The organism is Ruegeria sp. BHSA163, assembly GCF_059613365.1.
In genome coordinates, this window is record NZ_JBXWSJ010000028.1 from 23,561 (window position 1) to 42,178 (window position 18,618).

Here is an 18,618-nt window from a genome sequence, read left to right on the forward strand (position 1 = left end):
TGTCATCCCCTTTTGAGACTTCATTTACTCAGACAGCAAATCTTCGCGTTTCAGTTTAAACCCTGACTCGATCCATCTTGCCTCGAGCTCGGCCAGTTTCCGACCCAGCGCCGGGCCGGTAAAGTCCGGTATCAGATCTTGCGCCTTTACCGGGAATTCGGCGCTTGCCCCGCGTTTCAAATCCCTTGCCATCTGATGTGACCATGGATGCTCCAGAAATGCACAACGCAACAGTGTTTTGTGCAATCCACCTTCGATGCCGTAGCGAAATCCAAGTTCGGCAACACTTGCCGGACTCATCGCTTCGTCCCTCATCCTTGTCAGCCGGTGCATTTGAGCGCGGCTGAGGCGCAAGGTTTCCGCAACTTCGGGCGGGGCGATGGCAGCCAGTCGCCGAACAGGATCGGGGATCGCACCCGCGTCATTTTCAACTGCAATCAGGATTGGAAGCGGTCGATCTTCAGAGCCCGGTAGTACACTAGCCAGAACACCGGCTTGGCGCATTACCGCGACTGAAGGTGCAGGATCCGGCGCGCCCAAGAGTTTCAGTAGCTCTGCCCCAACCCTTTCCCGCGACAGCCCGATTAGCCCGCCAAGATTTTCGGCAATCGCAGATAGCGCGTCGGCATCAAATCCGGCCTCGGCGTCGCCATACCAGGCGTGAAACCGAAAATATCGCAGCGAGCGTAAGTAATCCTCGCGGATTCTGTCCCGAGCCGTGCCAATAAATCGAACCTTTCGCGCCAACAAATCCGGCATGCAATTCAGTGGGTCCAGAATAGAACCGTCCGGCCGGGCATAAAGCGCGTTCATCGTAAAGTCGCGGCGAGCGGCGTCTTCCTCGACCTTCTCCGAAAAAGCAACAACCGCGCGGCGACCGTCAGTTTTTACATCTCGGCGAAAAGTTGTGACTTCGTGTGGTACACCATCGCTTACAACGGTAATTGTTCCATGCTCAAAACCGGTTGGGATCGCTTTCAGCCCCGCCGCCACAGCCATGTGAATGACCTGTTCTGGATGCGCATCTGTGGAAATGTCTATATCCGTTACTGGCACCTGCAGGATCGTGTTTCTTACACAGCCACCGACAAAAAAAGCCTGCGCACCTCCTGCTGTCAGTGCGGCACAAACCGCCTGAGTAGCCGGTTTGGTTATCCATTCTTCGGTGATTCGGTTCATTCGTTTACCTGCGCCGCCAGCCCTCGCAGAATGCGGGCCGTGGCGCCCCAAATGTAATAAGGCCCGTATGGTACGGTAAAGTAATATCGCTTTTGGCCGCGCCACCGACGAGATTCGATCACGTAGTTCGCGGGGTCGAGGACATGCGCAAGCGGAACCGAGAAGACCTCTTCTACCTCGCCAGGTTCTGGCACAGGGTCGAACGGACGATCAAGCACAGCAATAACTGGGGTCACCGAAAAGGATGTAACGGTTTCATGGGTCGGCAGACGTCCCAGAATACGCGGAAATTCAAGCGGTAGACCGATTTCTTCCTTTGCTTCGCGTAGCGCGGTCGCAGTGACATCCTTGTCACCTTCATCCTGCTTGCCGCCCGGAAACGCGATTTGACCGGGGTGGTGTTTTAGTGCCGACGACCTTTTGGTCAAAATTAGGCGCGGATCACTTTCGGTCACCATTACTGGTACAAGCACCCCGGCAGGGCGTAGTTTGCGCCCCGCGGGCAGATTAACTTCCGGGTTCAGATCAAAATCGCTGGACCCGGCTCCGTGGCGACTCAGAGCCGCCTTTAGTATCGAGATCGTATCAGACGCCATCCGCGTCTTCGGCATCAAAGCCGACCGTTCGAGGGTCCAGCACATAGTGAGCACCACAGAACTGGCAGTCCGCCGTTACACTGCCGTCTTCCGTCGTCATCTTCTCAATGTCCTGAGCGGAGTAAATTGAAAGGCTTTGCCGGACGCGGTCCTCGGAACAGGTGCACCCAAACTGCACCGCCTGCGCGTCATAGACGCGCGGCTGTTCTTCGTGGAAAAGCCGAACCAACAAATCTGTGGGCGCCACGGATGGTCCGATTAGCTCCAGGTCGTCAACTGTATCCAAAAGGATGTTGACGCGTTCCCAGTTTTCTCCCTCTTCTCCGTCAACCAGGTCAGAAGCGGTCAGAATCTCTCCGTTACCGTCCTCCGAGGCAGCAAATGGTGACGCCTTAGGCATGTGTTGCAACATGATTCCACCCGCACGCCAATGTTCTCCAACTTTCGGCTCCGTCGATTTGCCAAAGCTTAGTGAAAACCTTGTCGGTAATTGTTCGGACTGCGCAAAATACGCCTCCGCACACGTGCTCAGCGACCCTCCAGCAAGCGGCGTAATTCCTTGGTAGGGCTGCGTACCTTCGCCTTGGTCAATCATGATCGCAAAGTAACCTTCACCGACCTGATCGAACGGCGCATTGTCGGTCAAGCGATCCCTGTCAAAACTGGCATAGGCTCTGATCTGGGCAGGTTGCCCTTCTTCCTGAGGCGCATAATAATCAGTCGCTATCATTCGCACTGCGCCTTTGGACTGAACCTGAAGCGACAGTTTCCAGCGCAGAGATACGGTCTGGCCGATTAACGCGGTCAACAAGGCCATTTCGGCTACCAGAGCCTCGACGGTATCTGGGTACTCGTGCTGCTTAAGGATACCGTCTAGTACGCCATCCAAGCGCGCCACACGGCCACGCATATCTGATACATCAAGTTGAAAGGGTAGGACGGTATCGTCCCACGCGATTTTCGTTCCAAGAGACATGGGGTTTCCTTACACGCCAAGGGTTGGCATACCGCCATCATATAGGTTGAACGGACTCGGTTGAAAGGGGCCATACATGATCAGGCGGTTTGGCGAAAGCCCCGAACGGGGCCGAAAATATACCCGCCGGATTGGAGTGTATTCACTTTTGCCGCAAGGAGATCGCCTTTTGCTGACCTGCCAAAGGCAACCTGATCCGGATTTGCAACTGCCAGGCGGTGGAATTGACCCGGGCGAGTCTCCAGTCGCCGCTTTACATCGTGAAGTGTTCGAAGAAACCGGTTGGTCAATCGCTGCACCACGCCGTGTCGGCGCATTTCGCCGCTTTGTCTTTATGCCTGAATACGATCTTTGGGCCGAAAAAATATGCCTGATTTACTGCGCCCGTCCGGTCCGATGCAAAGGCCTTCCAACAGAACCCTTCCATGAGGCTTTGTGGATGCGAACTGCGGATGCTGCCCATTTATTGGGAAACGCCGGAGATCGGCATTTTGCGTCGCTGCTGCTTCGTGATCTTTAGGGACCATTGTATTCAAAGAAGACCGCCGAAACATCATCATCCATTCCGCCCTTGGGCGACATGGCTTGGGTCAACTGCCAGAACAAATCATCTAAAAACTCTGACCCCTCTGCCAAGGTTGCTGCGCATTCAAGGGCCATTCTTTGCAACCCGGTTTCGTCCAACAAACTTCCATTCAGCAGACGGCATTCAGTAAATCCGTCAGAATACAAAAGCAACCTGTCGCCCGGTTCCAGAAAGACGTCAGTCTGTTGAAATGGCGCGTCTGGCAGCAAACCAATCGGCAGACCACCGTCGCCTAAAAACTCGGTGCTGCCATCACGCCTCAAAAGAAGTGGGTGAGGGTGTCCGGCCTGTACCATCTTGAGGTGCCCGTTCCTCAGGTCGACAGTGGCATATGCCATGGTGAAATATTCTTCAATTCCTGTGTCAGCCATCAATCGTGAGTTCAATACCTTTGCCACCTCCTCTGGTGGCAGCAAAGCGTAAAAACTATTGAAGCGCTGTTCCATCGCGACGTTTTGATCGAAGTGTTTGCTTGAAAGATATCCCCCCAGACGCGCTGTCATCATCGCCGAGGTTATACCATGCCCTGAAACGTCGATGCTGTAGAACCCAAGCCGGTTAGCTCCTGGCGAAAACATCCCAACAAGATCTCCACCTATATGGCCGCATGGCTTCAGCAACAAACTGACCTTGGATGCGCCAAATGACGCCTTTAACTCTGGCACCAGAGATTCTTGAATTTTGCGCGCCTGCATCAAATCCTTGTCGATCGCGTCATGAGCCAGCCGCAACTCTTCCAGCGCGGCTTCAATCAGCTGGTTCTTCTCTGAAAGTTCGCGCTGCATAAGAAGTATGCGGGCCCCAGCGGCAATGCGAGCGCGCAACTCGTCAGCCTCCAGCGGCTTGATCAGGAAATCGTCCGCACCAGTATCCAATCCGCGCGCAACTTCCTGTTTTTCGCTTTTGGCTGTCAACAATATGAAATAGCTATAATGCCTGCTTTCCAATTCCCGGAAAGCTTTGCAAAATTCAAGTCCGCCCATACCGGGCATTACCCAATCGCTGAGGACCAAATCAGGCTGCTCCAACCTGCAGATGGCAATTGCTTGCTCGCCATTCTCAGCTTCGAGTACTTCGAATCCCCATTTCTTGAGAGAAGCCGCCAGAATTCGACGCTGCAGGCGGCTGTCGTCGACGATCAGCACCTTCCGAATCGCGCCAAAATCCGGCTCTACTCTGACCTCGGATTGTCTGATTCCCGGCACCATGTTTTCCCTGCTGGTCTTTTTCTCCTTCAGCTTATGAGCTGGGCACTTAATATCTGGTGAAACCCCGATCTTGCCGCCCTTAACGGGGTGTTTACCCGGAACTGAATATCGTCGGACACTCGAGGTAAAGGTGGGGGCAGGCCATGATAAATTGGCCCAGAGTCAAGCAGTTGTGGGACGAAGTGGGCAGTGATGAATTCGAGGCGATTCTACGGATTTTTCTACGGGAGGTGCAGGGCGTAATTTTACGTCTGCAACAAGAAACGGAACGCGGGCAAATTGAACAGAATTTGCACTTTTTAAAAGGTAGTGCTTCGAGTTTGGGCTTTGATCAGGTTTCCAAATTATGCCAGGACGGAGAAAGGCGCGCCGCCGCGGGTAATGAAATGGACGCGCACGTTGCAGAGATTGTCGCGGCGTTTTATGCCTCGAAAACAGAGTTTGACACAGAACGAAAGAGGCACCTGCGCTGACTTAGATCACGAACTGTGCCAGCGTTTCGTCCTCGGTAATGTCGGTGTAGGTGAATCCAGCGTCATCCAAATGTGCTAGAAGGCGGACGAAGTTTTCAGGCTTACGCGTTTCGATCCCGATTAGAACCGAACCGAAATTGCGCGCAGACTTTTTCATGTATTCAAACCGGGCGATATCATCATCGGGACCTAAAACGCCCAGAAATTCTTTTAGGGCACCCGGACGCTGCGGTAGCCGAAGAATAAAGTACTTTTTGACGCCCAGATAGCGTTGCGCACGCTCCTTGACTTCGGGCAAACGCTCAAAGTCAAAGTTTCCTCCCGAAGTGACGCAAACCACGGTTTTGCTCCGAACGAAACTTTGGACGTCGCCAATCGCTTCTATTGCGAGAGCTCCCGCAGGCTCCAGAACGATGCCTTCAACATTCAGCATCTCGATCATTGTCGTGCAAATTCGATCCTCGGAAAGAACAAGAACATCCGATAAGTGACGCGACTTCAGTAACTCAAACGGTTTCGCACCAATCCTTCCTACAGCAGCGCCATCAACGAATGTGTCGATATGATCCAGCGAAACTGGGTGGCCAGCAGCGAGCGCAGCGCGCAAACAGGCCCCACCAGAAGGTTCTACGAACAGGCAGTGGGTGCTTTCTCCAAACCACGTCGCAACACCGGCGGACATACCACCGCCGCCGACCGGCAATATTATATGATCCGGCGTATCACTCAATTGGGTTTCGATTTCGACCGCCAAAGAGGCCTGGCCTTCAATCACGTCGTCATCGTCAAAAGGCGATAGAAAATATCCGCCTTGCTTGGTGCACCATGATTTCGCGGCGGCCAACGTGTCATCAAAGTAGTCTCCAATCAGATGAATTTCGACGTTATCGCCGCCAAAAATCCGGGTCTTCTGGATTTTTTGCTGCGGTGTTGTGACGGGCATGAAAATTACGCCTCTCAAACCTAAGTGTTTGCACATATAAGCCACGCCTTGCGCGTGGTTCCCTGCGCTTGCGCAAACGAAAAGGTCCTGTTCCGGCCGCTTGCGCATCGCGTTGTACGCACCGCGAATCTTGTAGGACCGCACCGGGCTTAGGTCCTCGCGTTTCAACCAGATTTCTGCACCATAACGGTCTGACAGGTGCGCGTTCCTCTGCAGTGGGGTAGCGGGGAAAACAGATCGCATCGCCTGTTCAGCAGCTCGGGCGCGGGTCAAAAAATCACTCATAACCGGTTCACTGCCGTATCACTGTAGAAAGGGCAAGGAATACATATGTGTACGGATGCTCGGTGGGACCTGCTCATTTCGACGACTTGGACAGCCTCAGCTTGCCGAAATACAAGAATTCGCATTGAACATAACCAAGACGGCACTATACCGACCCAGATTCCTGGGTACCGGCTTTTTAAAATCTGACAAATTATCGCCTTTAGATCGGCCCTAATAGTTCTTTCTGAGCCGACAGGTTAAGACTCCAGCTGGACTGAATTGCTTGGCATCTTCTCTTACAAGTTCCTTTGACACGTGACTTTTCGGCCCTGAATTTGCCCGGTTTGCTCGCAAATCTATCCATCCAACATTTCAAATCCTGTAGTGCGTCAATCCACGCAACTTGCCCCCACGTTCAAAACCCGCTAGGGGCCAATCGTTCTACGCATAAAGGGAAGTCAGATGTCCGCGCCCAAGAAAGTTGTTCTGGCCTATTCCGGTGGCCTCGATACCTCGATCATCCTGAAATGGCTGCAGACCGAGTATGGCTGTGAGGTTGTGACCTTCACTGCTGATCTGGGTCAGGGCGAGGAACTAGAGCCTGCCCGCAAAAAGGCCGAGCTGCTGGGTATCAAACCTGAAAATATCTATATCGAGGACATTCGCGAAGAGTTCGTTCGCGATTTTGTCTTCCCGATGTTCCGCGCCAACGCGCAATACGAAGGCCTTTACCTTTTGGGCACCTCGATCGCCCGGCCGCTGATCTCAAAACGCCTTGTAGAAATTGCGGAGGCGACCGGTGCGGATGCTGTTGCCCATGGCGCGACTGGTAAAGGCAATGATCAGGTCCGATTTGAGCTGGCTGCCTATGCGCTGAACCCAGACATCAAAGTTATCGCTCCATGGCGGGAGTGGGACCTTACAAGCCGTACAAAATTGCTGGAATTCGCTGAAGCCAATCAGATACCTATTGCCAAGGACAAACGCGGTGAAGCACCGTTTTCAGTCGACGCTAACCTGTTACATACGTCTTCCGAGGGTAAAGTTCTGGAAGACCCTGCCGATATGGCCCCAGACTATGTATACCAGCGCACCGTCCACCCCGAGGATGCCCCAAACGAGCCAGAATACATCGAGATCGGCTTTGAAAAAGGCGATGCCGTAAGTATCAACGGCGAAGCGATGAGCCCCGCAACGATCCTGACAAAGCTGAATGAATATGGCGGTAAGCATGGGATTGGTCGTTTAGATCTGGTCGAAGGACGTTTTGTAGGTATGAAATCACGCGGTATCTACGAAACCCCGGGCGGTACTGTCCTGCTGGAAGCGCACCGTGGCATCGAGTCGATAACCATGGACCGAGGGGCGATGCATCTGAAAGATCAGCTGATGCCGCAATATGCCGAACTGATCTATAATGGTTTTTGGTACAGCCCAGAACGCGAGATGTTGCAGGCTGCGATAGACAAGTCCCAAGAGCATGTCACTGGGACCGTTCGCGTTAAGCTTTACAAGGGATTGGCCTCGACCGTGGGTCGCTGGTCAGACCACTCTTTGTATTCCGAGGCGCACGTGACGTTTGAGGAAGATGCTGGGGCCTATGATCAAAAAGATGCTGCAGGGTTCATTCAATTGAACGCACTGCGCCTCAAGTTGCTTGCTGCGCGGGATAAGCGTCTAAAATAATAACACGCAAAAGTTGATTTTCTGTTACTGAACACAACTTTGCCTAACAAATGTCCGTTTGATTTATTTCAAAAAGGGGCCGACTCCGCCGCGGGTTGGCCCTTTCTTTTTGGCAGCATGATTGAGGATCTTATGCACACGGACGGGGAATATAACCTTTCTGCTGATTTCGAATTTCGGGGAACAGCGAAAGAATTTTTTGGGATTTGGATTGTTAACCTGCTTTTGTCAATTCTGACTTTGGGCATCTACAGCGCTTGGGCCAAGGTTCGAACCAAAAAGTACTTTTACCAGAATACCTATGTCGCAGGGCGCAACTTTGATTATCACGCCACTGGAAAGCAGATTTTGATAGCAAGGCTGATAATTCTTGTTTTAGTTATCGCCTCTGCTCTGCTGTCAATTATTCCGTTTTTGAACATAGTTTTGTCGCTGACGCTTTTGATGTTGATCCCATACTTGTTGGTCAAGTCATTACGCTTCAATGCCCATATGACCAGCTGGTCCAACGTTCGGTTCGCCTTTAATGGTACAACCGGATCCGCCGCTTTGAATTACTACCTTTACCCGATCATCGCCATATTGACGTGGTTTACAACGTGGCCCTTTGTGGCACGATCGGTTCAACGGTTTCACGTGAATGGGCACAAATTCGGGCAAACACCACTATATTTTGATAGCCCGATAAAACCGTTCTATACGGCGATGCTGGCAGCTTTTGCCTGGGTATTGGCAACCGTTATAACCTTGATAGTCATTCTCCAAATTTTCGTCGCCGCACTGACAATAATTGCCGCCCAAATGGACAGCGTCGCTGCTGACACGCAACTGCCGTTTTTTGTCGGCGGCACGTTCCAAATCATAACCATTTTGACTATCGGAATTGTGCCTTTTGGCATCATTCCCGCCGTGGCCATCTACCAAGCCATGTTGCGCAACACAGTCTACAATTACACTATTCTTGGTGAAAACCACCGGTTCTATTCGGATATTTCTGCTCTAAGTTTGCTTTGGATTGACATGTCAAACTTTGTCGTCGTGGTGCTGTCGCTGGGTCTGATGCTGCCGTGGGCGCATGTCCGCCGCGCGTCGTACTTGGCCAGCCACACCACATTTGTCCCAGGCGGGCCGCTGGATGAATTCGTTGGCGAAATTACCGCAAACGTTAGTGCAATTGGCGACGCCTACGGTGATATCGAAGGATTCGATATCGGATTCGCGGTCTAAACGCATGGTACATGACGCCCAAAACATTGGTACATCCGTCACCGGGCGCGCCTATCCGCCCCTCAGTTCACGAGAGATGGCGGCCCGCTTATCTATCGGCACCAATTCGGCCTGGCTGATCGATGAAGACGAACGGGTTATTGTGCAATGTGATCCCCTTAAACTGCAGCTAGGAACCCGCGTTGGCAGAGCAGAGCGTCGCGTTGTTTTTCCAGACGGCACCTTGTTTCTGACAAACCATCACGATGCGCTGGAGCACTTAGTTGGTGACAGTCGTGGATCGCTTCTGCACCGGTACGAGCGACTTCACCCACGCCTGATGATCGTTCTGCTGGCCTGCCTCGTCGGAACTTGGGGTGTTTGGAAATACGGGCTGCCCATCCTCGTTTCACTGGCGGTTTGGATGACTCCTCCGACCCTGATTGCGTCAATCGACAAAACCATCATGCAGACAATTGACGCGATCGCTGCGGAACCAAGTAGACTGACGGACAAGAAGAAGGAAGAAGTTCAAATCAGCTTCGATTTGATTATTTCTGCTCTGGGATCGCAAGCAGGTGCACATGACTACAAGCTTGAATTTCGAAACATGCCCGGAATGGGCCCGAACGCGATGGCGCTGCCAAACGGTACAATCGTTATTACCGATGATCTCATCAATATCGCCTCACCAGACGCAGTCGCCGGTGTCATCGGGCACGAAGTCGGGCACGTGGCCGAGCGGCATGGGTTGCGCCAATTTTATCGCTCAGCTGGCGGCTTCGTCTTAATCAGCTTATTGGCGGGAGACACCGGACCAATCCTTGAGGACGTTTTACTGGAAGGCATCCTGATACTGTCACTTTCTTACTCACGTCAACACGAGCTTGCGGCAGACCAGTTTGGTGTCAGGTTGGCAGAACGCGCAGGTTTTGACCCCAAAGGACTGAGTGAATTCTTCGACTTAATGGTGTCGCATCATGAGGATCAGCACGGCAACTGGTTCAGCACCCATCCCGGGCTTAAAGAGCGGATCGAACACCTGGATGCCCTAACACACAACCGTTAGAGCGATAAAATCCTGTCACCAACCCGTGACAAACGATGACAGCGGATTGAAACGGGCAGAGTCCGAAGGCAGCCTTGTGATTGAAGGAGACTTGTCATGGACCGGAATGTTCGCACCAACTGCATTAAGCCTGCCTTGTTGTTTTTTTTGATTACTCTGGCAGCGATATTACGCGCCCTCCCCGCGCCGGCCGCGGGAACTGAAACACTGACAGTTGCAGGTGGGTGTTTCTGGTGCGTGGAATCTGATTTCGAATCCGTGTCGGGCGTAATTGGTGCCGTATCTGGTTATACTGGTGGTTCAACAGCCAACCCGACCTATGATCAGGTAACAAAGGGCGGAACGGGTCACTATGAGGCCGTCCAGATTACATTTGATCCAAGTCAGGTTTCGCGCGCGAAGCTATTAGAAATGTTCTTCCGTTCCGTCGATCCAACAGACCCCGGTGGTCAGTTTTGCGACAGAGGCGAAAGCTATCGCACTGCAATCTTTGTCTCTAATTCAGGGGAAAAAGCGATTGCCGAGGCCGCTAAGGCTGATGCCCAGCGCGTACTGGGACAGACGGTTGTCACGCCTATCCTGAACCATTCAGCCTTTTACCCGGCTGAGGCATATCATCAGGACTACTATAAAGGAGACAAGCTTGTACTTACGCGGTTTGGTCCTAAACGCCAAAAGAATGCCTACAAAGCCTATCGCAAAGCTTGCGGGCGCGACGCTCGGGTCAAACAGCTTTGGGGCGGTAAGGCACCCTTTGCCGGATCTTAACCGAATCTCGCTTCGCGCACTTCTTTCAGATCTGGAATCACATCTGCTGTACCGTGCCGAGTCACCATAAGGGCCGCAGCGCGATTTGCTAGTACTATCGCCTGTGCCATTGGCATACCGCGGTCCATGCCTGACAGCACATAACCTGTGAACGTGTCCCCCGCCCCGGTCGTATCGACTGGTTCAACTGAGTGCGCTTCAAAATCAACAGGCTCGGAATCATGGTGAAAATACCGCGCGCCCATTGCCCCGAGTGTAACGATCACATGCTCCACCGGCAACTCTGACGGCGAGTTGCCGGTGGACTGTTTCAACTGTTCAGCCTCAACCTCGTTCAAGATCAGAAAATCCAAGTATGGCAGGACGGCCAGAACCGCGTCTGACTGAAATGGTGCCGCCGCGTAACATACGGTGAGGCCCATTTCGTGCGCCATTTTACCGGCAATTATCTGCGCGTTGGTTTCGTTCTGCATCACCAGCAGATCACCAGGATGCGCCGAGGACAACGCTCCTGCCAACAGGTCTTCGGAAATCGCATGGTTGGCACCCTGAAACAGGATTATGCTGTTCTCTCCATGGTCATCCACCGCGATTATGGCATGGCCCGTAGGGCTATCCACTTGAGCAATATTGCGTGTATCCACGCCGTATTCTGTCAGTCTTTCCTGTGCCCAGCGCCCATCAGGGCCAACTGCCCCGATATGCGAAACCCGCGATCCCGCTCTGGCGGCTGCGACGGACATGTTTGCCCCCTTACCGCCAAGAAAACGGTCAAGCCCTTGCGCCGCCAAAGTTTCCCCGGGCCGGGGCAAGTGCGGCACGGAATAAACCATGTCTGCGTTGATCGAGCCAAGATTCCAGATGGTCATATCTTATCCGATATCGCAGGAGGCCAGAATGGCCATATTCAAAATGTCATTCGCAGTTGAGACTGTCGAACAAATCTGAATTGGCTTGTCGATACCAGAAAGAATGGGGCCAATTACTGTTGCGCCACCCATTTCCTGCATCAACTTTGTCGAAATAGACGCAGAATGGCGCGCAGGTACGATCAGGATGTTTGCCGGACCTGTCAGGCGTTGGAACGGATAGCTTTCTTGCTGATCCACATTCAGCGCCACATCGACCGTCATCTCACCTTCGTATTCAAAATCGACACCGCGTTTGTCCAGAACCGTCGGTGCGACATGCATTTTTTCGGCACGTTCTGAAACCGGATAACCAAAGGTCGAGAAACTGACAAATGCGACCCGAGGTTCCAGACCCATATGCCGAGCTACCGCGACCGCACGCTCTGCTATGTTGGCCAAATCGTTCTCATCTGGCCATTCGTGAACCAGAGTGTCGCCGATCAGGACGATGCGCCCCTTGTGCAACAGAGCTGTCACGCCTGCGGCGCCTCTCGCGGCATCCGCATCGAAGACATGATTGATCCGATCCAGTACGTGTGCCGATTTACGTGTTGCACCGGTTACTAGCCCGTCCCCGTGCCCATGTGCCAGCATCAGTGACGAGAACACATGGCGATCGCGCGCTGCCAGTCGGTGAATATCCTTACGGTCAAAACCCTTGCGTTGAAGCCTTTCATACAAGAACTCCTTGTAGGCATCCAAATGCGTAGTGTTGGCGGCGTTCACCACTTCCAACTCTCGCACGGCATCGCCCAGACCCGCCTCTTCCAGTTTTAGCTTAACGTCGTCCGGACGGCCGACAACCAAGGCCTTTCCAAAACCGGAACGCTGATACATTACGGCTGCGCGCAATACGCGTGGATCGTCGCCTTCGGCAAAAATCATTCTGCTTTGGGCAGCGCGGGCGCGGGCATTCAACCCCCTAAGAATACTAGCTGTTGGGTCCATGCGTGACTTGAGGCTCAGTTCGTAGGCTTCCATATCAATTATCGGTCGCCGGGCTGCACCGGTGTCCATACCTGCGCGGGCCACGGCCGATGGGATACGGTGAATCAGCCGGGGATCAAAAGGCGTTGGAATGATATAATCCCGTCCAAAGGTCAGCGACTTGCCATAGGCCATCGCAACTTCGTCCGGCACATCTTCTCGCGCAAGACGCGCCAAAGCATGAGCGCAGGCGATTTTCATTTCGTCATTGATAGCACGCGCATGAATGTCCAAAGCGCCGCGAAACAAGTATGGAAAGCCCAGTACGTTATTGACCTGATTAGGATAGTCGCTGCGACCTGTTGCGACGATGGCGTCAACGCGGACCTCATGCGCCTCTTCCGGAGTGATCTCAGGATCTGGGTTCGCCATGGCAAAAATCACGGGGTTGTCGGCCATACTCAGGACCATTTCCTGGGTTACCGCCCCTTTGACGGAAACGCCCAGAAATACGTCAGCACCCTTCATTGCCTCCTCCAGCGTACGAAGATCCGTCGAAACCGCGTGGGCTGACTTCCACTGGTTCATACCTTCGGTGCGGCCTTGATAGATTACGCCCTTGGTGTCGCAGACAATACAGTTTTCGTGGCTTGCTCCCATCGCTTTAAGGAGCTCAATACAGGCGATTCCGGCAGCACCTGCCCCGTTCAGTACGATCTTAACATCCTCGATCTTCTTTCCCGAGATGTGAAGAGCGTTGATCAGACCAGCCGCGCAAATCACGGCCGTTCCGTGCTGATCATCGTGAAAGACCGGGATGTCCATCTCTTCTTTCAGGCGCTGTTCAATGATGAAACATTCAGGCGCCTTGATATCTTCGAGGTTGATGCCGCCAAACGTCGGCCCCATCGAACGTACAGCGCGGCAGAATTCATCGGGGTCTTCAGTATCAAGTTCTATGTCGATCGAGTTTACGTCTGCGAACCGCTTGAATAGAACAGATTTACCCTCCATCACCGGCTTTGAGGCAAGGGCGCCAATATTACCAAGACCCAGAACCGCAGTGCCATTCGAGATCACAGCAACCAGATTGCCCTTGTTTGTATAGTCATAAGCCGTTTCCGGGGTATCAGCGATGGCCTCACACGGTACCGCCACGCCGGGACTGTACGCAAGCGACAGGTCTCGCTGTGTGGTCATCGGAATTGTGGCTTGAACCTCCCACTTGCCGGGGGTTGGCTCCAGGTGAAAGGCCAGCGCCTCTTCTTGGGTAATCTTTGCTTTTGGCATCAAACGGGTCATTTCTTTACAGCTTCAAGGCCTTCGCCTCATAGCGCAGGCTGGGACGCGCCTCAATCTCGAATACATTTCATCTTTCACACCAGTGAGGGGATTTGTAAGGTCGCCCGCGGAAGACGCCATAAGAGGTAAGCCTTGTCCACAGTCACGCCGATGATGGCGCAATATCTCGAAATCAAAGAGAACCATGCCGACGCTTTGCTTTTTTATCGCATGGGGGATTTTTATGAGATGTTTTTTGAAGACGCCGTGAATGCCGCTGAAGCATTGGACATCGCGCTGACCAAACGTGGAAAACACAATGGTGAAGACATTCCGATGTGTGGCGTGCCAGTTCATTCGGCAGAAGGGTATTTACTGACATTGATCCGCAAAGGATTCCGAGTGGCGGTCTGTGAACAGATGGAAAGCCCGGCCGAGGCAAAGAAAAGAGGCTCTAAATCAGTCGTAAAGCGAGATGTAGTCCGTCTTGTTACCCCGGGAACTCTGACTGAAGATGCGCTGTTAGAGGCGCGACGGAACAACTTTTTGACCGCCTACTCTGAGGTTCGAGACGAAGCTGCGCTGGCATGGGCAGATATTTCAACTGGCGCGTTTCACGTAATGCCACTGGCGACAGTGCACCTGAATCCCGAGTTGGCGCGTTTGGCACCATCGGAGCTGATCGTTGCCGATGGAATCGAGCAGAGATTGCGGGACTTGGCTCGGGATATGGGAATTTCCATGACTCCCATCGGGCGCGCCAGTTTTGATAGTACTGCCGCTGAAAAGCGTGTTTGCGCGTTGTTTCAAGTAAACGCACTGGACGCATTTGGCAGCTTCAGCCGCGCTGAAGTCTCGGCCATGGGTGCTTTGGTTGATTACCTTGAGATCACTCAGAAGGGCAAACTCCCTTTGCTGCAGACACCGCTAAAAGAGTCCGAGGACCGCGTCGTTCAGATTGACGCCGCTACCAGGCGCAATCTGGAGTTGACCCGCTCGCTGTCCGGCGGTCGCGCTGGTTCGCTACTGTCGGTGATGGATCGCACCGTTACTCCTGGCGGCGCAAGGCTGTTGGAGCAGCGCCTGTCCAGCCCATCGCGCAATCTGAATGTGATCCAAGACCGCCTGGATGCAGTAAACTTTGCTGTCGAAGAAGGGCCGTTGGCCTCCGACCTCCGTGATGCGTTGCGGAAGACCCCGGACCTGGACCGCGCTCTTTCCCGCCTGTCGCTAGATCGCGGTGGCCCACGGGACTTGGCGGCAATACGAAACGCTCTGACACAAGCTTCGGCAATCGCCGAAATTTGCACCGGACGGGACCTACCTGTCCGGTTAACGACGGCACTGCAGAACTTACTGGGATTTGATGATCTTCTATCCCTTCTGGACGAAGCTATAACCGCAGAACCGCCTTTGCTGGCGCGTGATGGCGGCTTCATTGCGCCGGGGTTTGACGGCGAACTAGATGAAGCCAGAAAACTACGCGACGAAGGCCGCTCTGTAATTGCGGGGTTCCAACAAAAATATTCCAGCCACACCGGAATCTCTTCGCTTAAGATCAAGCACAACAACGTACTGGGCTATTTCATCGAAACCACGGCCACCCATGCCGAGAAAATGTTAAGCCCGCCTTTGAGTGAAACCTACATCCATCGCCAGACCACAGCCAACCAGGTAAGGTTCACTACAGTAGAACTGTCAGAAATTGAAACGCGGATACTGAATGCCGGCAACCATGCGTTAGAGATCGAAAAGCGGCTCTACTCAAGGCTTTCTGGCGCTGTCCTCGATCAGGCCGTGCTTTTAAACCAAGCTGCGAGGGGCCTGTCTGAACTGGACCTGACTACCGCGCTGGGCGATCTTGCGCGCGGCGAGAACTGGTGCCGCCCACACATCGACAACTCCCGCGCATTCGAAGTGATTAGTGGTCGACACCCGGTTGTCGAGAATGCTTTGCGTCAGCAAAACGGTGATCCGTTTGTGGCGAATGATTGCGAGCTTAATGCAGATGCGGGCGCGGCGATTTGGTTGCTGACCGGCCCAAATATGGCAGGTAAGTCCACTTTTTTACGGCAGAACGCCCTTATCGCTCTGTTAGCGCAAATGGGCAGTTATGTTCCTGCAGAAAAAACGCATATCGGCCTTGTGAGCCAACTGTTTAGCCGCGTTGGTGCGTCCGATGATCTTGCTCGCGGCCGATCTACATTTATGGTCGAGATGGTCGAAACAGCCGCTATCTTAAACCAGGCAGACAACCGCGCGCTGGTGATCCTCGACGAGATTGGCCGGGGCACCGCTACCTATGATGGCTTGTCAATTGCCTGGGCGACATTAGAGCATTTGCATGCCGCCAATCAGTGCCGGGCTCTGTTTGCCACTCACTATCATGAACTTACGGCGCTGGCTGGATCCTTAGACGGAGTCGAAAACGCTACTGTCGCAGTGAAAGAGTGGGAGGGCGAGGTGATATTTTTACATGAGGTGCACAAGGGCGCGGCCGATCGTTCATATGGTGTTCAGGTCGCCCAGCTTGCGGGTCTTCCTCCGGCTGTCGTTGAGCGTGCCCGCATTGTGTTGGACCAATTGGAGAAAACGGAGCGTGAAGGCGGCAAGCAAAAGACGCTGATAGACGACCTGCCGCTTTTCTCGGCCACACCATCTCCGCCACCGCCTTCGCCAAGGGCATCGCAAGTAGAGGACATGTTAAACGAGGTTTTGCCGGACGAGTTGACGCCTCGTGAAGCTCTTGATTTGTTATATAAGCTCAAAGAGGCGGCCAATTCTTGACCGCCTCTCACACCTTCAGAAACTGTTCGCGTCTATACGTGCATTTAGTTGGCAGGGGTTGACGAAACACCGACCTGCGCCGGACGCAACAGTCTGTCGTGCAGCATAAAACCCTCTGCTGAAACTTGAATAATGTCGCCGGCTTTGGTGCCGGGAACCGGTGCCTCGAACATGGCTTCATGCACGTTTGGATCAAATCGATCGCCAACTTGGGGCGCAATCACTTCGATGCCATGTTTGTGGAATACGTCTGTCAGCGCTCGCATCGTCAATTCGACACCTTCGATCAAACCGGCGGCAACCTCTTTCTGCTCATCAGTCGCAGCCTCCAATGCCCGCTTTAGATTGTCATAAACAGGCAGCATATCTCTTGCCAGTTTCGAGCCACCGTATTGCTCGGCTTCGCGGCGCGCTTTGTCGCCTCTCTTGCGAGCATTCTCCGCATCAGCCAGCGCTCGCATGAACTTATCTTTGAAATCGTCCCGCTCGGCGCGCAGCTCATCCAGCTCCAACGCTTCTTCGCTGATTTCCACAAACTCATCTGCCATTTCTTCCGCCTCGGCGGTTGCGATGTCATCCAGAAATTCTTCGTTCTTGGGTTCTGCCATCTCTTACCCTCTAGCTCCGATCGGATATCAGCTTGCCGACCAGTTGCGCTGTATAGTCCACAATCGGAACGATTCGCCCATAGTTAAGGCGTGTTGGTCCAATGACCCCAACCGCACCGATAATCTTTCGATCAGCGTTCATATATGGAGACACCACCAAAGAGGAACCCGAAAGTGAGAAAAGTTTGTTCTCAGAGCCAATAAAAATGCGAACGCCTTCGCCCGTTTCGGTTAATTCGAGAAATTCAGCTATGTCACGCTTGCGTTCAAGATCATCAAACAGGGTTCGAATCCGGTCAAGTTCCTCTTGTTGACCTGTTTCGCCAAGCAGATTCGCTCTCCCGCGCACTATAAGTCTTGCCGAATCTGCTCCATCACCGTCCCAAGCCGCCATGCCGCTTTCGACCATTTCACGTGCCAGCAAGTCGATCTCTTGTCTTCGGCTGGCAATTTGGGTTTGCATTTGCTGCCGAACTTCGCTGAGCGTTCGCCCCTCGATCAAAGCGTTCAAAAAATTCGCAGCTTCACGCATTGAGCTGGGCGTTTGCCCGGGAGGCGGTGTAAAAAGTCGGTTTTCAACATGTCCATCAGCAAAAACCAGAACCACCAAAGCCCTATCGTGCGCAAGCGAAACAAACTCTATGTGCTTAATCTCGGATTCGTGCTTAGGCGTCAGAACCAAGGATGCTCCGTGGGTCACGTGCGACAATGCTGATCCGACGCGATCAAGCATATCGCCAACATCGCCTGCATTAGAGCCTAAAGTCTCATCCAATTTCTGTTGATCGTCTGCACCAAGGTCGCCCACTTCCAACAAGCCATCTACAAACATTCGCAAACCCATCTGCGTAGGTATGCGACCCGCACTGATATGCGGGCTATCGAGAAGACCCAAAAATTCAAGGTCTTGCATAACGTTTCGAACGGTAGCTGCGCTAACTTTTTCTGAAAGCGTTCTGGTCAAGGTACGGCTGCCAACCGGTTCACCGCTGTCCAGATAGCTCTCGACGATCAAACGGAACACTTCACGTGACCGGTCGTTCATTTCATCCAGTATTTTACTGGCTTCACTCATCAAGAATCCTCTGCTGGAGCGTCATTAAATAGCAGACATCGGAAAGGTCAATCGGGGTTGCATCGTAGCGCC

Annotated in this window: 16 protein-coding genes; 7 read left to right on the forward strand and 9 right to left on the reverse strand. The window is 53.2% G+C overall.

The window, feature by feature from the left end:
- Nucleotides 1-24: 24 nt before the first annotated feature.
- From AC2FNV_RS13970 to hslO, 3 genes are read right to left on the reverse strand one after another with little or no spacing between them, the layout of a single operon-like run.
- Complete coding sequence (locus AC2FNV_RS13970; protein ID WP_170606459.1) at nucleotides 25-1,179, reverse strand: CCA tRNA nucleotidyltransferase; 1,155 nt, start codon at nucleotides 1,177-1,179, stop codon at nucleotides 25-27.
- On the reverse strand, nucleotides 1,176-1,775 hold the full coding sequence (locus AC2FNV_RS13975; RefSeq protein WP_170606630.1) for a CoA pyrophosphatase: 600 nt from the start codon (nucleotides 1,773-1,775) through the stop codon (nucleotides 1,176-1,178). Before AC2FNV_RS13975 ends, AC2FNV_RS13970 begins: the two co-directional genes overlap by 4 nt.
- Nucleotides 1,765-2,751 (reverse strand): Hsp33 family molecular chaperone HslO, encoded by a 987-nt coding sequence (hslO, locus tag AC2FNV_RS13980; protein ID WP_170606461.1) that lies wholly within the window; start codon nucleotides 2,749-2,751, stop codon nucleotides 1,765-1,767. Before hslO ends, AC2FNV_RS13975 begins: the two co-directional genes overlap by 11 nt.
- A gap of 76 nt (nucleotides 2,752-2,827) precedes the next feature.
- On the opposite strand from hslO, the gene AC2FNV_RS13985 reads away from it, so the two are divergent.
- Entirely contained in the window at nucleotides 2,828-3,271 is a 444-nt protein-coding gene (locus tag AC2FNV_RS13985) for an NUDIX hydrolase (RefSeq protein ID WP_170606463.1), read from the forward strand.
- Here AC2FNV_RS13985 and AC2FNV_RS13990 read toward each other — a convergent pair.
- Complete coding sequence (locus AC2FNV_RS13990; protein ID WP_170606465.1) at nucleotides 3,268-4,545, reverse strand: PP2C family protein-serine/threonine phosphatase; 1,278 nt, start codon at nucleotides 4,543-4,545, stop codon at nucleotides 3,268-3,270. The two genes, AC2FNV_RS13985 and AC2FNV_RS13990, sit on opposite strands and share 4 nt — an antisense overlap.
- 143 nt (nucleotides 4,546-4,688) lie before the next feature.
- Between AC2FNV_RS13990 and AC2FNV_RS13995 the strand changes: the two genes are divergently transcribed.
- Nucleotides 4,689-5,018, forward strand: coding sequence for an Hpt domain-containing protein (locus tag AC2FNV_RS13995; RefSeq protein ID WP_170606467.1), 330 nt, complete (start codon nucleotides 4,689-4,691; stop codon nucleotides 5,016-5,018).
- A 1-nt stretch (nucleotide 5,019) separates the two neighbouring features.
- On the opposite strand, the gene ilvA is transcribed toward AC2FNV_RS13995, so the two are convergent.
- On the reverse strand, nucleotides 5,020-6,246 hold the full coding sequence (ilvA, locus tag AC2FNV_RS14000) for a threonine ammonia-lyase IlvA (protein ID WP_496773655.1): 1,227 nt from the start codon (nucleotides 6,244-6,246) through the stop codon (nucleotides 5,020-5,022).
- A 444-nt stretch (nucleotides 6,247-6,690) separates the two neighbouring features.
- Here ilvA and AC2FNV_RS14005 point away from each other — a divergent pair, with 444 nt between their 5' ends.
- The 4 genes from AC2FNV_RS14005 to msrA all read left to right on the forward strand — a co-directional run bounded on the left by AC2FNV_RS14005 (nucleotide 6,691) and on the right by msrA (nucleotide 10,957).
- The gene (locus tag AC2FNV_RS14005) at nucleotides 6,691-7,914 is read left to right on the forward strand and encodes an argininosuccinate synthase (protein ID WP_170606471.1); all 1,224 of its coding nucleotides are present in this window, start codon (nucleotides 6,691-6,693) and stop codon (nucleotides 7,912-7,914) included.
- Nucleotides 7,915-8,046: 132 nt separating this feature from the next.
- A complete protein-coding gene (locus AC2FNV_RS14010; RefSeq protein ID WP_170606632.1) occupies nucleotides 8,047-9,141 on the forward strand; it encodes a YjgN family protein in 1,095 nt (364 codons plus the stop codon).
- Between the two features lie 4 nt (nucleotides 9,142-9,145).
- The gene (locus AC2FNV_RS14015) at nucleotides 9,146-10,189 is read left to right on the forward strand and encodes a M48 family metallopeptidase (protein ID WP_170606473.1); all 1,044 of its coding nucleotides are present in this window, start codon (nucleotides 9,146-9,148) and stop codon (nucleotides 10,187-10,189) included.
- A 96-nt stretch (nucleotides 10,190-10,285) separates the two neighbouring features.
- A complete protein-coding gene (gene msrA, locus AC2FNV_RS14020; RefSeq protein ID WP_170606475.1) occupies nucleotides 10,286-10,957 on the forward strand; it encodes a peptide-methionine (S)-S-oxide reductase MsrA in 672 nt (223 codons plus the stop codon).
- Here the strand turns inward: msrA and AC2FNV_RS14025 are convergent.
- On the reverse strand, nucleotides 10,954-11,826 hold the full coding sequence (locus tag AC2FNV_RS14025) for a ribokinase (protein WP_170606477.1): 873 nt from the start codon (nucleotides 11,824-11,826) through the stop codon (nucleotides 10,954-10,956). The genes msrA and AC2FNV_RS14025 overlap by 4 nt on opposite strands.
- A gap of 3 nt (nucleotides 11,827-11,829) precedes the next feature.
- Nucleotides 11,830-14,085 (reverse strand): NADP-dependent malic enzyme, encoded by a 2,256-nt coding sequence (locus tag AC2FNV_RS14030; protein WP_170606634.1) that lies wholly within the window; start codon nucleotides 14,083-14,085, stop codon nucleotides 11,830-11,832.
- Between the two features lie 162 nt (nucleotides 14,086-14,247).
- Between AC2FNV_RS14030 and mutS the strand changes: the two genes are divergently transcribed.
- Nucleotides 14,248-16,863 (forward strand): DNA mismatch repair protein MutS, encoded by a 2,616-nt coding sequence (gene mutS, locus AC2FNV_RS14035; protein ID WP_496773669.1) that lies wholly within the window; start codon nucleotides 14,248-14,250, stop codon nucleotides 16,861-16,863.
- A 44-nt stretch (nucleotides 16,864-16,907) separates the two neighbouring features.
- Here mutS and AC2FNV_RS14040 read toward each other — a convergent pair whose 3' ends face one another.
- Entirely contained in the window at nucleotides 16,908-17,471 is a 564-nt protein-coding gene (locus AC2FNV_RS14040; protein ID WP_170480998.1) for a nucleotide exchange factor GrpE, read from the reverse strand.
- Nucleotides 17,472-17,481: 10 nt separating this feature from the next.
- A complete protein-coding gene (gene hrcA, locus AC2FNV_RS14045) occupies nucleotides 17,482-18,546 on the reverse strand; it encodes a heat-inducible transcriptional repressor HrcA (protein WP_170606479.1) in 1,065 nt (354 codons plus the stop codon).
- Between the last annotated feature and the right edge of the window lie 72 nt (nucleotides 18,547-18,618).

Bases quoted from the DNA above. Each gene is read 5' to 3' on its own strand.
- ilvA (WP_496773655.1), bottom strand. From the start codon at position 6,246: ATGAGTGATTTTTTGACCCGCGCCCGAGCTGCTGAACAGGCGATGCGA.
- hslO (WP_170606461.1), bottom strand. From the start codon at position 2,751: ATGTCTCTTGGAACGAAAATCGCGTGGGACGATACCGTCCTACCCTTT.
- msrA (WP_170606475.1), top strand. From the start codon at position 10,286: ATGGACCGGAATGTTCGCACCAACTGCATTAAGCCTGCCTTGTTGTTT.
- mutS (WP_496773669.1), top strand. From the start codon at position 14,248: ATGATGGCGCAATATCTCGAAATCAAAGAGAACCATGCCGACGCTTTG.
- AC2FNV_RS14025 (WP_170606477.1), bottom strand. From the start codon at position 11,826: ATGACCATCTGGAATCTTGGCTCGATCAACGCAGACATGGTTTATTCC.
- AC2FNV_RS14005 (WP_170606471.1), top strand. From the start codon at position 6,691: ATGTCCGCGCCCAAGAAAGTTGTTCTGGCCTATTCCGGTGGCCTCGAT.
- AC2FNV_RS13985 (WP_170606463.1), top strand. From the start codon at position 2,828: ATGATCAGGCGGTTTGGCGAAAGCCCCGAACGGGGCCGAAAATATACC.
- AC2FNV_RS14010 (WP_170606632.1), top strand. From the start codon at position 8,047: ATGCACACGGACGGGGAATATAACCTTTCTGCTGATTTCGAATTTCGG.
- hrcA (WP_170606479.1), bottom strand. From the start codon at position 18,546: ATGAGTGAAGCCAGTAAAATACTGGATGAAATGAACGACCGGTCACGT.
- AC2FNV_RS13990 (WP_170606465.1), bottom strand. From the start codon at position 4,545: ATGGTGCCGGGAATCAGACAATCCGAGGTCAGAGTAGAGCCGGATTTT.
- AC2FNV_RS14030 (WP_170606634.1), bottom strand. From the start codon at position 14,085: ATGCCAAAAGCAAAGATTACCCAAGAAGAGGCGCTGGCCTTTCACCTG.
- AC2FNV_RS13995 (WP_170606467.1), top strand. From the start codon at position 4,689: ATGATAAATTGGCCCAGAGTCAAGCAGTTGTGGGACGAAGTGGGCAGT.
- AC2FNV_RS13970 (WP_170606459.1), bottom strand. From the start codon at position 1,179: ATGAACCGAATCACCGAAGAATGGATAACCAAACCGGCTACTCAGGCG.
- AC2FNV_RS13975 (WP_170606630.1), bottom strand. From the start codon at position 1,775: ATGGCGTCTGATACGATCTCGATACTAAAGGCGGCTCTGAGTCGCCAC.
- AC2FNV_RS14015 (WP_170606473.1), top strand. From the start codon at position 9,146: ATGGTACATGACGCCCAAAACATTGGTACATCCGTCACCGGGCGCGCC.
- AC2FNV_RS14040 (WP_170480998.1), bottom strand. From the start codon at position 17,471: ATGGCAGAACCCAAGAACGAAGAATTTCTGGATGACATCGCAACCGCC.